Origin of the sequence: Roseovarius litoreus (assembly GCF_900142765.1) — a bacterium.
In the GTDB taxonomy this organism is placed as follows: Bacteria; Pseudomonadota; Alphaproteobacteria; order Rhodobacterales; family Rhodobacteraceae; genus Roseovarius; species Roseovarius litoreus.
The window spans coordinates 1-13,529 of sequence record NZ_FRCB01000019.1 but is presented as its reverse complement, the minus strand read 5'-3'; the positions used below and the strand labels follow the sequence as shown (position 1 = coordinate 13,529).

Below are 13,529 nucleotides of genomic sequence, written 5' to 3'. Positions count from 1 at the left end.
GCCCCGAATGACTGGCAGGTGGGCCAGACCGGCAAGGTGGTGGCGCCCGAGCTTTACATCGCCGTCGGCATCTCGGGCGCGATTCAGCACCTCGCGGGCATGAAGGACTCCAAGATCATCGTCGCGATCAACAAGGACGAAGAGGCCCCGATCTTCCAGGTCGCCGATTACGGCCTTGTGGCCGATCTCTTCGCCGCCGTGCCGGAACTGACTCAGATGTTGTAGGACTTCTTTTGTCCGACATTTTTCCCCTTCCGGCAAAATGCCAGCGGCACCAGTTTCTCTGGTGCAGCTACTGAATGCACCTTTGCCAGAATATCGACCTTTGCCGGAAAGGGGGGAGGCACAGCGCTCGAAGATCGGCGCCATGAACTGCGAGCGCGCGGTGTGGTCGGCGTCCTGGCGACCGATGGGTGCAGTCTTTAAATTCTTCCCAAGGTCAATGTGGACGGGCAGGCAGGCGAAGCAAGGCAAAATGCTGCCATCCGTGTTCTGCCCGACGACGCCGGACAGAAGCGTGTCGCGTGCTTCATCGTCCATGTTGTCCGGCAGAGTTTTTGCCATGTCGAGCACGGTGTGCTTTGTCTCTTCCAAGATGCAGTCGAGCCGCCGCAATACTAAGAAAGGCAGAATGACCTTTCAATTCTCGGACTGCTTGAAATCGCCGCGTAGAAGCTCCGCGATTGACCAGACGAAAGTTCCAAGAGATTTGATTTGATTAGTCACGTTTTGCTCTGCCCCAATTCGAAGATTGCTTTTTGCAACGCATTTCGTGAATGCTATCATGGCATCTTTGGGTTACAAATGAAGTCGCGGACAAAGAGCTGATTCTGTTGAAAAACTCGGCCAGAGAACGCGTTTTGGCTGCTCTCATGCTCGGGTGTCGCCGTTTGGTTCGGGCAACCGCCCGTCGCACGGCCTTGTGGCGTCTATATGGCCGCTCAGTTCATGCCGTGGCCTCCGAGGTGGCGCACTGAGGCCGCAGCTTCGTAAGTTTTCGGAGGTTCTGGGCGATGGCGGCGAGGAGGAATTCGTCCTTGGCACCATTGGGGCCGCGCAGGCGTAGCCTGTTCAGGCCGAGGATGCGCTTCAAGTGGGCGAAGAGCATCTCCACCTACTTCCGCTTGTCTCGGGATACCTTGTAAGCCTTGGTCTTGCGGGATTCACGGGCGAACTTGCGGGCTTCCTCGTGGGGTTCACGGGTGACGTATCGGGCCTCCGCTTTCGGGCAGCAGATTTCCTTCGATGGACAGGCCTGACATGTCGCCTTCGAGGCACGATATTTCTTCCGCCCGACGGTGTCCTGACCCCGGTTCGGATCGGAGTAGTTCCGGCGATACTGTTTGAGGGCGTGACCCTCGGGGCAGATATATTAATCATTCGCCTCGTCCCATTCGACGTCGGATCTGGACCAGGTGCCATCGGTCCGCTCTGATTTATCGATCACAGGGATGAAGGGGATGATGCGGCGCTTCTCGACCATGCGGCGCAGATGACGAATTTCTACTCGCCTCAACCGCCAGAACCTCCGAAAACTTGCCAAGATCTTTGCTGCGTCGCAGCAAATGCTCAAAGCCTTACAGGAAAGGCGCATGCGCCCGATTTGGAACGGCGATTTATGCGCTCGCAAACATCTGATTTTCCACAGAATCGGCGGGTTGTAGACATTCGCTGCAGGCGCGAACGTGCTAAGAGTAATCTGGCGAATCGGACAGTAGCCCGTTTTTCCAGATCGGAGTCAGGATGGTTGATGCGTAGGGCGGTAAGCATGCGCAATTGGGCTGACCGCGCACTTTGGTCGAGTTGCCTAGCCTGCAGTGCCTCAATTAATATCACCACCGGCAGGTATAGGCCGTTCCGCTGCACCGCAAAAGACTATCCCCTGGCATGGTTGAAGCCTCATCCCTTCCAGCGCCGCTTTTGTGCCTGCCTGATTCGCTCTCGGCCCTTTTCGGTTTTTGGACCTGTGCTTAATCCGCCATGCATGCGACAGCGGCGTTTGCCGGGCACGACGCGCGCCTGGCATGCTTCGCCAGCATTGGTTTTCGCACCGCATCCGGGACGTAGGGCTTCTGCAAGAGGCTCACCATAATCGTCGAGGCCAAGCTCATGAAAACGAAGGCAGCCTCTCTTATTGCACTCAAAGCAGGCCATTTGCCCACGAGCTGAGAGATGTGCTGTGGCTGGACATAGACGTGCTACACGCACGCCCGGGCATTTCTCCCGGATCTCGTCTACCGCCTGTTTATAGCGCGCGATCTTTTGTTTGAAGTCCATTTCAACCTCAACATTTGTCAGCATTTTTCTAAGACCCTCCATCAAAGTTCTCAGAATTGAAATTATGCTATCTTTGCCAAATCTGGATCATTTGCTGATACGAGTGACCGGCTTTCGGCCCCTCGGGGATGCTCAGGCTTTAAAGAAAGCAGATTGCCTTGGTGGATGCCTTCATGCCAGCCTCGCCGAAAGATTGTTGGAGGCCCAATTGAAATACCACGGACTTTTGATATTGGCCTTAGCCACTCCAAGCATCGCACGCTCGGAACCACTCGACCTCGTATGTGATCTCGGATTTCTGGGGGGCTCAGTTGGTTTGAGCGTGGACCAAGACGCGGGCGACATCGCCCTTGTTGGACCGACTGGTATGGTTGGCACCCGAATTCCATACACGCAAGTAACGGAAAGGTTGATCTTTGCTTTTTGGCTTGGCCGTAACAGTGGAAGTCTAATTACGCTTTCTCTTGATACTCTTACCGGCGCTACAGCTTTGACCCAGGTCGGCGGCCAAGATGGTGATCGACTAGCAAAGAACGGGACGTGCTCGGCGCGGAACTGAGCGCACAGCGCAAAAGCATGACTCCACCCCTCGGTCTCCTGCCCAGATAGAAACCGGGGCATTGGGACCAGATCAGCCGCGGATCGTTGCAGAGAGGCAATGAGGATAGTGAGGGTATTTTTTATAAATTCCAGCTGAGGTCCTATACCTATATATATCAGATACTTAGCCTGTTTCTTGTGTTGTGATAGATTTTGCCTCACCATCCTCACCATCCTCACCATCCTCACCATCCTCACCATCCTCACCATCCTCACCATCCTCACCATCCTCACTGTCCTCACCGGACCCTCACCGCATCCTCACCAGGGATATACCGGGCCGCGCCCTTGCCCTCGCCGGACGTAATCCGACCAGCTCGCTCCCATCCGAGCGCCACCAATTCCTGCGTGACGCGGCGTGCGAGTATTGGCGTCATGTCACACGGCAGAACGCCCATTTCCCCGAGCACTTGCTTTGCGGTGATCTCCGAGCGGCTTTGCACCACGCGGGCTATATCGGCCCTCCAAGGATCGTCCGGGCGGCGATCTGCAACCTCGGCCTGAGCCTGTTCGGCAACCTCGCCTTCAATCCACCAGCGTTCGCCCTTGCGGTAGAGCATGACGGCCTCGGCCCAGATTTGGTTCCGGTCGCGGGCCAGCCCGTCAACGTCGATCTCGCCCACCCTCACGGGCCAGAACCGACGCCCGCCTGTTTCGTCGCGCTGCCAGTCATCTTTATTCGTGGTGCCTGCAAAGACGCATCGGCGCGGCTCTGATACTTCCTCGCGGCCATAAGCGGGCCGGAATGTCTCAACCTGTCGCGTGATGAACGCCTTGATTGCGTCCACCTCTTTCCGCATGGCCTCAAGTTCTCCGACCTCGATGATCCATTTGCCTCGCAAGTATGAGCTGGCGTCCTTGGTCCCCATCTGAGGCAGTGCATCCGAGAACCAATCCTCACCGGCCAGCGTCGCTAAGGCGGTTGACTTCTTCCGCCCCTGAGCGCCTTCCAGAACAAGCATGTGATCGGCCTTGCATCCGGGCTTAAAACCACGCGCGACCGCAGAGATGCACCACCGCTTGCCAACCTCTTGCAAGTATTCGGAAAGCTCAGCGCCGCAATAGTCCGCCAGCCAAGAGTTCAGCCGGCGAGTGCCGTCCCATTGCAAACCGTCGAGATAGTCGCGCAACGGATCATAGGATTGGTGGCGACAGACCTTTCGCACCGCCGCCCGCACGATCTCCATAGACGCCCTGGGAAAGCCGTTGCGGTTGAACCATGCCTGAGCGGCAGAATAGTCGTCATCCTCGAGGGGGCGGGGATATTCGCCGCCGCGTTGCCCCGGAACGGCACGCAATAGGACGCGCCGCATGGTGAATTGATTGAACCCCAGAACGCTCTGCCAGTCGCCGTGATCGGTCAACAGGGTTATTGCGTTCGCCATGTTCCAGATCGGACGTTTCTTGTCGTCACGGATCAGGGGCAGCTCGTCGTTGCGGTAGGACAGGCCGCTGTCATTAGAGAGACGCTTTCGAACGGCAAAATATGGGTTGTCTTTCGCAATCACGCCGCACCCCCTCGCAAGGCAAGCACGTCCGCACAATGCAGTCTAGGCGTCGATGCCTCGGCCAGGCCCTCGGCAAAGTCGATAGCGCGTTGACGTGTCGGGAGGGCGCGGGCCAGATATCCGCTGTCCCGGTGCCGGTCCCTGATCATAACTGCGAAGGCGTGTTCACGATCCCAGCCGGGGATTATCTCGATCCCGCCGCGACAGGTCATGCCAGCACCTCCTGACCGTATTCAAGGAAGTACCGTTGTTTAGCCGGGGGCAGAGCATTGAAGATTGCAACCGCGTAGGCGTCCAGCTCGTCATCATCGGCAATGCCGGCCCAAATGGCCGCTTGATCTGCCGTGTCGAATAAAGGCGCATCAGGCGCACCAGCTCCGCCCAGAACGGCATCAGCGACCGCTTGCGCGTGATAGGGGTCGAGAGACCGCAGAGTCGCCCAGGCAAGCCCCGCGCGGTCCTCATCGTTCAGACGCGCCCTGAAAATAGCTGACAGGCCAAACCAGTGGTCAGCAGCGCCCAGCCAAAGGGTATAGCCCAGCGACCGGGACACGCGCTTGATGTGGTCGGGGATGTGCTGCGAAATACTCATACCAGCACCCCCCAATGCATTGCCAAGATGGGGAAAGCTGCGATATGGTCACCGCACGAACAGACGCCTTGCAAAACGTCTTTATCCCCGGTTGTGATTGCCGTCGCGCCGGGGTTTTCGTTTGTCAGATCGGCCTGTGCCGGTTTGACATTTTCTGCGTAAGTATTTGATCCACCGTCAGGGGTTTGACGTGCCGAGATCGGGTAACCACTTGTATTACCTTGAATAGCGCCGGATTGAAAATCCTCGTGTCGGTGGTTCGATTCCGCCCCCGGGCACCACGTTTCAACGCTAAAATTACAGTAAGTCTCTGACTTACATGAGAAAGTTTTGCGTCAATAGGGCTAGTGCCTGAAATCTTTATCACATCTGATCTTAACTTTCGTGAAATAGTCTTTGGTGTACGAAAGGGTTCGAAGCCAAGTTTTGTATATATTTCTTCTAAGTTGTGAATTCGAATCCTGTAACGATCGCCAGTTTTCAAATTTGAAGTTTTTACGCCCTTTACCTTCTCGTTGGTGAACTTAAAGCGCGTAACCGCTGTTTGAGATACAAAACTGTCGAAGGCAAAATGCCGTACTAGGGCGGAGAGCGGAAGTTCGCTGCGATCAGCACCAAGGTCCGCACCGCGGACGGAGCGGACGTTGACTAGGCAGCTTGCATCTCGATTGCGGCGCGCATATATTGTAAATGCATTTACATTAATCCAAGGGCCTATCATGGACATCTCGCACAGCATCCGCATCGCCGCCCCTAGAAATCAGATCTTTGCGCGATACGCAGACGTGGTCTCATGGCCGACATGGGATAGCGAACTGATCGATGTTCACCTGCCGGCCTTTGCGCAGGGGGCATCGGGGTGGCTGAAGCCGCGTCAGGGTCCGAAGTCAAAAATCAAGCTGATCGAGATCAAACAGGACAGATGCTTTACCGTGGAAAGCGCGTTGCCCTTGTGCCGCATGCAGTTCGGGCATGATCTGGCCGATGAAGACGGCCAAACCCGCGTCACCCATTGGGTCTGCTTTACCGGCGCGCTTGCCCCCCTGTTTAGGCGGCTAATCGGCAAGGGCGTCGCACGCAGCCTTCCAGACACGCTGGCAGGTCTGAAGCTTGCTTGTGAAGCCGGGACCCCGAACGCATGAGTACTGAAAAACTGGACTGGGGGCAGATTTCCGCCTTTTCCGAACCGAAACTCAGCCCCGGCTTTACGTTGTGGCATGATTTCATGCGCTGGCAACGCGAGTTGAATGCGCGCTTGCGGCCGCTGGAACTCACGCAGCCGCAGTTTGCCGTTCTGGCTGTTTGCGCCTGGCTTTCCCGCGAGGGCCACGAAGTAACCCAATACGCGATTGTCGATTTCCTTGGGATGGATCGGATGCATATCTCGCAGATAGCGAGTCGCCTCGAGCAGAATGGTCTGATCGAAAGAAAAATGGCTACAACAGATATCAGAGCCAAGCATGTAAAGTTAACGGAGAAGGGGCAGAAACTACTGGCTCAGGCAATGCCGATAGTGGAAGAGTTCGACCGAGCGTTCTTTTCGTAACTCAGCGTGATGCCGAGAGTCAGCTAAGGGCTCCTTCCTGCCGTCCGCTGCGAAGGTCATGAAGGTCAGCTCTGGGCCGGTCGTGACGGTCGATAATCACGCTTGACCCGATGACAATGCGCAGCAGAAATTGACGGCTGCGAGCGCGTTTTGACCAATCCTGCGCGAACAACGAATGTTGGCTGTCGGGCTATCGCAAAAGCTCTTCCTCAAAGGGAAAGCGGGACAGTAGCTCGATACCCGCATCAGTCACCAAGACTTGTTGCTCCAGTTTGACACCTTCACCACCTCCGGTCTCACCGATGTAGCTTTCAACGCATATCGTCATGCCCGCCAGGATTTCACCGTCATAGCCTGCGTCCGGGAAATCACCTCTGTGGTAAAGGTAGGGATATTCCCCGGTCATGCCGCATCCATGCGCTGATAGATAGTAACGGTTTTCATAGTATTTCTCGGGAATATCCCACGCCCGATCAGCATAGTCTCGAAAGCTCATGCCGGCATGGAGAATGTCCATATTGCTGAGCACCTGCTCATACGCGACCTTGTATAGTTCGCGTTGCGTCGCCGTAGGTTTTCCGGGGCCAGAATGGAACGTGCGCGAGAAATCCGAATAATAGCCGTGGCACCCGACCACATCCGTGTCGAGCGCGATCAACTCGTTTTCGCCGATGACATTGCTGGATGTTTCCTGAAACCAAGGGTTTGTCCGGCCCCCCGCATTGAGCAGGCGTGTTTCACAGTAATCTGCATTCCGGGCGATTACCGATTGATGCAGCACAGACCATAGCTCGTTCTCGGTCATACCTGGACGGATGGCTTCTCGTAACTTGGCGACACCGTGTTCGGTGGCTCTTAGTGAAGCATTCACGCACTTCATCTCTTCGCTCGACTTGACCGAGCGGGCCATCTCTACGGGCTGTTGGGCGTCAACGATGCGCAGTCCGCAGTCTTTCAGAGCAATCGCCGTCCCTGCGTTCAGCCGTTCAAGCCCGACCGTTGCACCTTTTCCGACAAGCTCTTCGATCAGGTCGGCCATCTCTATGGCCCAAGCCTTTTCACGAGCATGGATTTCAGGCCCGGCGGCGACAAAGCTCGCAGTCTTGGATGGCCGCACCTCGTCAATGGTTTCGAACCCCTGGCCAAGGTGGAGACACCCCGTGAACTCAAACAGGATGGATTTTTCGGCTGTCAGCAGCAGGTACCGAGAGGGCGCGTTGCGCTGGCAAAAAACCTGCATGTTTCGGGCACCTGTCGCATATCTGATGTTGATCGGGTCCGAAAGAATGACCGCATCGACCCCGTATCGCTGCATTTGTTCGCGGACACGGCCAAGGCGATAGAGGCGCACGGCTTTCAAATCGATGCCTTCGCTTTCCGGAGCGCGATCAAGAAGCGCGATGCCAGCCAGATCGCTGCGCTCAGCGTGCCAGTCGAAATTTGCCATTTTGGATGTCCTTCTATGTGACACCCAAAACTACCGGCGTCACCAGTGCCTGAGAATATTGCAAATATTCGGCCTTCGTCATAACCATTGGGAATGGATAGCCGCCGAAAGTCCTTGCCGCCTCTTGATACGCTGGTGTTTTTTGAAGCCGCGTTGCGTGCAGGTAGTTTTAGCGCCGCCGCGTCGGAGCTCTATGTCTCGCAAGCGGCTGTCAGCAAGCGCATAAAGCAGTTGGAAAACTGGCTCGGCGCGGAGTTGTTCGAGCGCGGCGCACGCAGCCTGACACCGACACAGGCAGGGGCTCAGTTGGCTGATCCAGTCGCGATGGCGCTCGATTATCTTCAAGGTGCATTGACCCAAGTTCGGTCTCCGACCTCGCCCACCCTTCGCATCGCCGCAAATTCGGCGGTATCGGTCTTTTGGTTGTTCAAACGCCTGAAGTCTTTCGCGCTCAGCCCTGCATCTTGTCCTATTGAAACGAGCATCAAGGATGACCCGCGCGAACTGTTGTCCGAGACGAACGATATCGCGATTGTCTACGCCGATGAGGTACCAAAGGGTTGGTCCGGGATCCTTCTGATGGAAGAAGAGCTTGCCCCAGTGTCGTCTCCCGCAGGCGCAAAGCTTTTTGCAGACGATCCTGCTAGCATGCCTTTGCTGGACTACCAAAGACATGCTCCAGACTGGATCAATTGGGAGGTCTGGGAGCAGCGTGTGAGCAGCAGCCCATTCCATGGTCTTCCGAGGATGATGTGTCAGAGTTACAGCCACTCCATTGGTCAGGCTTTGGAGGGTGTCGGCATCGCATTGGCCAGTTGTTCACTATTGGAAGATGAACTTGTTTCCGGTCAGCTTGCTGTCTTGGCGGACGCCCCACTGAAGACAGGAAAGGGCTACTTTCTGACGTGGCAGCGGAAGGATGACACACGCACTCAAATTGACGATCTGATTATCCATCTGACGGCGCAGTGAGATTGGTAAGCGTGCAGCCAGCAGCAATTTTGTCCGCGCTGCAGACTTTCGATTTGCCGAAATGCGGCACGATCGACGAATGGCCGGTCTGGTGAAGCTGCATTGCTGCGTCGAGTAAGGCGACGAACGGCAGGTTCGAACCGGTCCCGGCACCCTGCACAAAGGGTGGAGAGCGGAAGTTCGCTTCACACGTCCTGAATGTCAGGTATCTTGGCATCTCTGATCTGCACGGGTTAACGCCCATGTCTGGCGACAGCGAAAACCTCCAATTTCGGGTTTGAAACACGCCCAAGCAGGTGGCAATGTGGGGTATATTCCTATGAAAGGTTATTGACCTGTGCCACATACCATTTCTCGACTTGCGATCGTCGGTTTCCTTGTCCTCATGTCTCATCCGGTTTCAGCGAATTCATTGCTGCGGCAGATCGAAAATACGGGTCTGACACAAGAGGATATCAATATGATGGTCCGATCTGGCGGAGGCCTCTATGCCGACGGCAATGCCAAGCCGGGTGACGATACCATCTGGTCCAACCCCGAGACTGGCGCGCATGGTTCAGTCGAAGTCTCAACGGTGTCTGGCAATTGCGTGGGGTTGAGCTACAAGTTCATGACACGCCGAAAGCCCCAGATTCACACCGTACAGACACGGCGATGTCTTGATAATGGTCAGTGGCGTCTTGCCCCCTGAACACCTTGCGCTTTATGGCAAGTACCCGGCCTCAAGTTCCGCATGAATTTGCGTAAGTGGCGTCCATCAGTAGCAGGGTGCGCCCGCATATTGCGTAATTTTTTGCGCCCCCTGCAACCCCCTCTTGCCTCCGTGTTCGGCGTCCGCATCATACAGAAATCCAGCCCATGCTGAGGCCCGTTCCGAAGAGCGGTCAGCGACGATTTTCAAAAGCGAATGGTCGCTCCGATGAGGGGACCGGTCATGCTTCCATCAAAGTCTGCCCCGTTTTTGTTGTAGTCGACATAGAGATGGCGCCACCCTGCCGAGAGATAGAAACGATCACTGACCTTGTAATTTGCAGTCACCGCAGTCTGCCATGTAAAGTCGGACCCGGTACCAAATCCGCCTGCGTCAACGTAGGCCAGCAGGGACCAGCGGGGCGATAGTCTCGTATTCGCTCTCAGTGCGATGATGGGATCCGCAAAATTGGCCTCAGGCGCGACACTCACACCAGCCAACGGCACAGACACCAGCCCGTTGATGCTCCAGAACCTCGCGCCGCCAAGCAGGTCGAGCGTCGTCTGTCGTTCGGCGTGGAAACGTTTGCCTGCTGCCAAGGTCGCCGAGCGCATTGTCAACTCACCCGAGGCAGCGATGCCGGGTGGCACCCGACCACTGCGCGACGACGAGGAATACGTTAGATCACCGAACAGGACGAGGTCACCCCGACGCGCCAGTGCCGTCATGAAGAAAGCCGCGTCCAGATCTTCGAGCACATCGGAAAAGGAATTGTCGAAGGACAGCCGCGGCGCAATCGGCAACGGCCTGAAGTCCCCCGAGACGCCCGCGCCCCAGCCATAGACGGTGACTTGCCCGGACCAGTCGCTTGGGTCGGCCTTTGCCCCGTTGGGCGCCAAAAACGTCCCGACGCATATCAACCCCGCTGCGACTATTGAACGGGCTCTCGCAAGACTATCGAACGGCATCACAGCGTCTCCTTGAAGACGCGCCCGCCCTTCATGACAAGGCGCAGGTTCGTTTCGGGATCGGCGAGAAAGTCCAGATCAGAGGCCGGGTCGCCATCCCAAACGAGTATATCCGCCAGCGCACCTTCGGCGATGATGCCAAGCCTGCCGGGGTAGGGGGATCGCTCGCCAGACATTTCCAGCAGTCGGCCGGCGTCGCCTGTGGCCATGCGCAAAGCATCGAACGTCGACATGAAACGCGTCAGTTTGCCAAGTTGGCGGCCCTGCGTGGCTGCGCCAGTCGGGTTGAAAAGAACATCCGTGCCGAAGGCCATGTTCACGCCTTCAGCGCGGCCGGATTCAAAGGCCCGAATTGTGCCTTGGGCAACTTGCTGCTGCTTGGCGCGGCTTCTGGGGTCGGAATATTGGTTCGCGTCCTCGTCGGCAAGGAAGGGCTGAATGCTCCACCAGGCATCGGCCTCGGCCATGGCCTTGATGGTCGCCTCATCGGCCAGTTGTCCGTGCTCGATGGATCGTACACCGGCCTCGAGACAACGCATGATGCCGGTGGGCGTGTAGACATGCGCACAGACATAAGTGCCCCAGTCGGCCGCGGCCTCTACTGCTGCGCGCATCTCGTCCAATGTGTATTGCGCGGTATCCAGCGGATCATAGGGCGAGGCCACACCGCCACCTGCCATGATCTTGATCTGGCTCGCACCGCGCATCAGTTGTTCGCGGGTCCGGCGCAAGACCTCGGCGCGTCCGTCCGCAATAGCTGCGACGCCTGCGCGCTCGGTATAATCCAGCGGCTCGCCCGCTGCCTTTGGCAAGGCTGTCGTCATGCGGAAATCACCATGGCCCGAGGTTTGCGACAACATGGCTCCGGACGGAAAGATGCGTGGTCCGGTCACGGCACCCTGATCCACGGCCATCTTCAGGCCAAAGACCGGCCCGCCAGTGTCGCGAACGGTGGTAAATCCACGCATGAGCGTGGCCCCTGCCTCGCGGCCCGCCATAAGATGGACCCAGCCGATATCCTGCGTCAGCGCCGCGACCTGACTGATCCCGACCAAGGTGGCATGCCAGTGGCAATCTATCAGCCCCGGGGTTACGGCGCGTCCGCCGCAGTCGATGATGTCGGCGTCCTCTGGTCCCGTCCCGCTGGCTGGCATGGCGACGATGCGGCCCGCCTCGACAAGAATGTCGCGTCCTGTCTGCATTTCGGGCGTGCTGCCGTCAAAATAGCGCAGGTTCGTCAGCACCGTCGCCCGGCCCGGGGTCTGCGCCCGAAGATCGTTGGGCGCCAGCCCAAAACCGGCGAACATGCCCACGACAGCCGACATGCCGCCCAGCATCCTGCGCCGTGAAATGTCGGCCTCTATTCGCTGCATGGCGGCCTGTGTTGCGGGCGCCCCGCACAGGCATGGGTTTATCGGCTCGATGCCGGCTTCAATGCTTTCAATACATGATAAACACATAAAACAGGCCTCCAAAATACTTTCGGCCAAGCCGAAATTTCAATGCGGTCAATTCTAGGTTGCTTGAAGTGCGAGGCAACCGGATTGCATGTTTAATTTTGGGAAATGACCTTCGGGAATGTTCTTTGATCGCTTCGGCGTCGGTCCGGTTCCGCCTTACTTGAGGCCGTTGGAACAACCCATCTGAAAGCCATTGTCGCAATGCGCCATGAGTTTCTCGGTGTCCGAGGGCGACCAGTTTTCGGGATCGGTCACTTCGACCCAAGGCGCGATGTAATCTTGCGCATAATAGGCATGGCCATGTCCCGACGGCGCGCCAAAGGACAACGCCATGTCCAGCGCAAGTTGAAACTGCGTTACAACCGGCACGAATATAAAATGATCGGTCATGTCGGCAGCCGGTGGATCCTGCATCCAAGGCGGCGCGCGCCACAGCGAATAGGGATCGTAGAATACGACCGGGTCGCTCGAATACTGCAGGAAGACGATGCGCATCGGCCCCCAAGACGCCTCGGCCTCCGAGGCGTCTGCCGTATGCGATGCATAGCGCACCAACGATCCGTCCCCAATCCTTGGCAGAACCCACGGGCTACCCGGCGCGCGTTGCCGCTGGACATAGTTCCAGAAAGCCGAAGGGAAGGGTGGCCCGGCCCAGAACGCGCCGTCGATCGGATCGTCCAGCAAGCGAAACAGGTTGGTTGCATACATCGACGACCATGCCCCGAGGCTGAGCCCATGCACGTAAAGACGCGGCCGGGCCTCCGGTGGCAGCGTCTTCCAGTAGCCATGCACAGCCTCCTGCAAGGCGGTCGCCTGCTCCAGTCCGGTCCGGGTCTCGAGGATGAGGGCAAGGGGTGACTGAAGGTAGGAATACTGCGCGGCGACTGTCGCGATGTCGCCGCCATGCATGTATTCGACCGGGTCATGCGCTCCCGGGTCCATCCAGCCAGTCCCCGTCGGGCTGGCCACGATCAGCACCGCGCGGTCAAATGCCCCTTGGCGCTTCAGCTCATCCAGCGCAAGCTTTGCTCTCTCCTGCGGCGTCTCGCCGTTGGCCCGACCCACATACACCCGGATCGGGTCCAACGCCGGCCGGCCGGTCAGGGCCGAGATCGCGGCGGCGTCGGGTCCTGAAGTGATGAAGTCCCGCCCCGGCGCCCCGATGGCGGCCCAGTCGATCAGCGACGCGGCGCTGCCGGTCATCCGAGGGTCCGACGGCGGTGGTGGAGAATTGTCGAAGAGCGCCTGCGCGGCCTCATAGCTTTCATCAAGGCCGGACACCACGCGGTCGAATAGTCCATCGCGCGTCACGATGAAAAGAAGCGCTGCAATGGTGACAAAGCCGAGCACATTGGCACGGCGCGGCGGCATGACGCGATAAAACCTTGCCCGAACCAAGCGGAAAAGGGTCGCAACGAGGCGCCCCATAATGAAGGCAACGGCGAACACGGCGACTGCCAGCATCAGG

At 57.6% G+C, this 13,529-nt stretch carries 12 protein-coding genes and 1 pseudogene; 5 read left to right on the top strand and 8 right to left on the bottom strand.

Going from position 1 to position 13,529, the window contains the following annotated elements:
- Nucleotides 1-225, top strand: a 225-nt coding sequence (locus tag F3H35_RS18535; RefSeq protein ID WP_223228487.1) for an electron transfer flavoprotein subunit alpha/FixB family protein, incomplete at its 5' end; no start/stop codon positions are given.
- Between the two features lie 721 nt (nt 226-946).
- Here F3H35_RS18535 and F3H35_RS18525 read toward each other — a convergent pair.
- From F3H35_RS18525 to F3H35_RS18505, 4 genes and pseudogenes are all read right to left on the bottom strand, one after another.
- Nucleotides 947-1,471, bottom strand: a pseudogene (locus F3H35_RS18525) (transposase); the annotation flags it as partial.
- A gap of 428 nt (nt 1,472-1,899) precedes the next feature.
- The gene (locus F3H35_RS18520) at nt 1,900-2,319 is read right to left on the bottom strand and encodes an HGGxSTG domain-containing protein (RefSeq protein WP_317510755.1); all 420 of its coding nucleotides are present in this window, start codon (nt 2,317-2,319) and stop codon (nt 1,900-1,902) included.
- A 797-nt stretch (nt 2,320-3,116) separates the two neighbouring features.
- On the bottom strand, nt 3,117-4,385 hold the full coding sequence (locus F3H35_RS18510) for a virulence-associated E family protein (protein WP_149781013.1): 1,269 nt from the start codon (nt 4,383-4,385) through the stop codon (nt 3,117-3,119).
- Between the two features lie 208 nt (nt 4,386-4,593).
- On the bottom strand, nt 4,594-4,977 hold the full coding sequence (locus F3H35_RS18505; RefSeq protein WP_149781012.1) for a hypothetical protein: 384 nt from the start codon (nt 4,975-4,977) through the stop codon (nt 4,594-4,596).
- 719 nt (nt 4,978-5,696) lie between these two features.
- Here F3H35_RS18505 and F3H35_RS18500 point away from each other — a divergent pair.
- Entirely contained in the window at nt 5,697-6,119 is a 423-nt protein-coding gene (locus F3H35_RS18500) for an SRPBCC family protein (protein ID WP_149781011.1), read from the top strand.
- Nucleotides 6,116-6,523, top strand: coding sequence for a MarR family winged helix-turn-helix transcriptional regulator (locus tag F3H35_RS18495; protein WP_149781010.1), 408 nt, complete (start codon nt 6,116-6,118; stop codon nt 6,521-6,523). Before F3H35_RS18500 ends, F3H35_RS18495 begins: the two co-directional genes overlap by 4 nt.
- A 190-nt stretch (nt 6,524-6,713) precedes the next feature.
- Here the strand turns inward: F3H35_RS18495 and F3H35_RS18490 are convergent, their stop codons facing one another.
- On the bottom strand, nt 6,714-7,970 hold the full coding sequence (locus F3H35_RS18490) for a M24 family metallopeptidase (RefSeq protein ID WP_149781009.1): 1,257 nt from the start codon (nt 7,968-7,970) through the stop codon (nt 6,714-6,716).
- Nucleotides 7,971-8,063: 93 nt separating this feature from the next.
- On the opposite strand from F3H35_RS18490, the gene F3H35_RS18485 reads away from it, so the two are divergent.
- Together F3H35_RS18485 and F3H35_RS18480 are read left to right on the top strand one after the other, a co-directional pair.
- The gene (locus F3H35_RS18485) at nt 8,064-8,942 is read left to right on the top strand and encodes a LysR family transcriptional regulator (RefSeq protein WP_149781008.1); all 879 of its coding nucleotides are present in this window, start codon (nt 8,064-8,066) and stop codon (nt 8,940-8,942) included.
- A gap of 460 nt (nt 8,943-9,402) precedes the next feature.
- Nucleotides 9,403-9,633, top strand: a complete 231-nt coding sequence (locus tag F3H35_RS18480) for a hypothetical protein (protein WP_149781007.1) — start codon at nt 9,403-9,405, stop codon at nt 9,631-9,633.
- Between the two features lie 206 nt (nt 9,634-9,839).
- Here F3H35_RS18480 and F3H35_RS18475 read toward each other — a convergent pair whose 3' ends face one another.
- From F3H35_RS18475 to F3H35_RS18465, 3 genes are all read right to left on the bottom strand, one after another.
- A complete protein-coding gene (locus F3H35_RS18475) occupies nt 9,840-10,601 on the bottom strand; it encodes a hypothetical protein (protein WP_223228486.1) in 762 nt (253 codons plus the stop codon).
- Complete coding sequence (locus F3H35_RS18470) at nt 10,601-11,974, bottom strand: metal-dependent hydrolase family protein (protein WP_223228485.1); 1,374 nt, start codon at nt 11,972-11,974, stop codon at nt 10,601-10,603. The genes F3H35_RS18475 and F3H35_RS18470 overlap by 1 nt, the downstream gene beginning before the upstream one ends.
- A gap of 243 nt (nt 11,975-12,217) precedes the next feature.
- A partial coding sequence (locus F3H35_RS18465; RefSeq protein ID WP_149781005.1) for an alpha/beta hydrolase occupies nt 12,218-13,529 on the bottom strand: 1,312 nt, incomplete at its 5' end.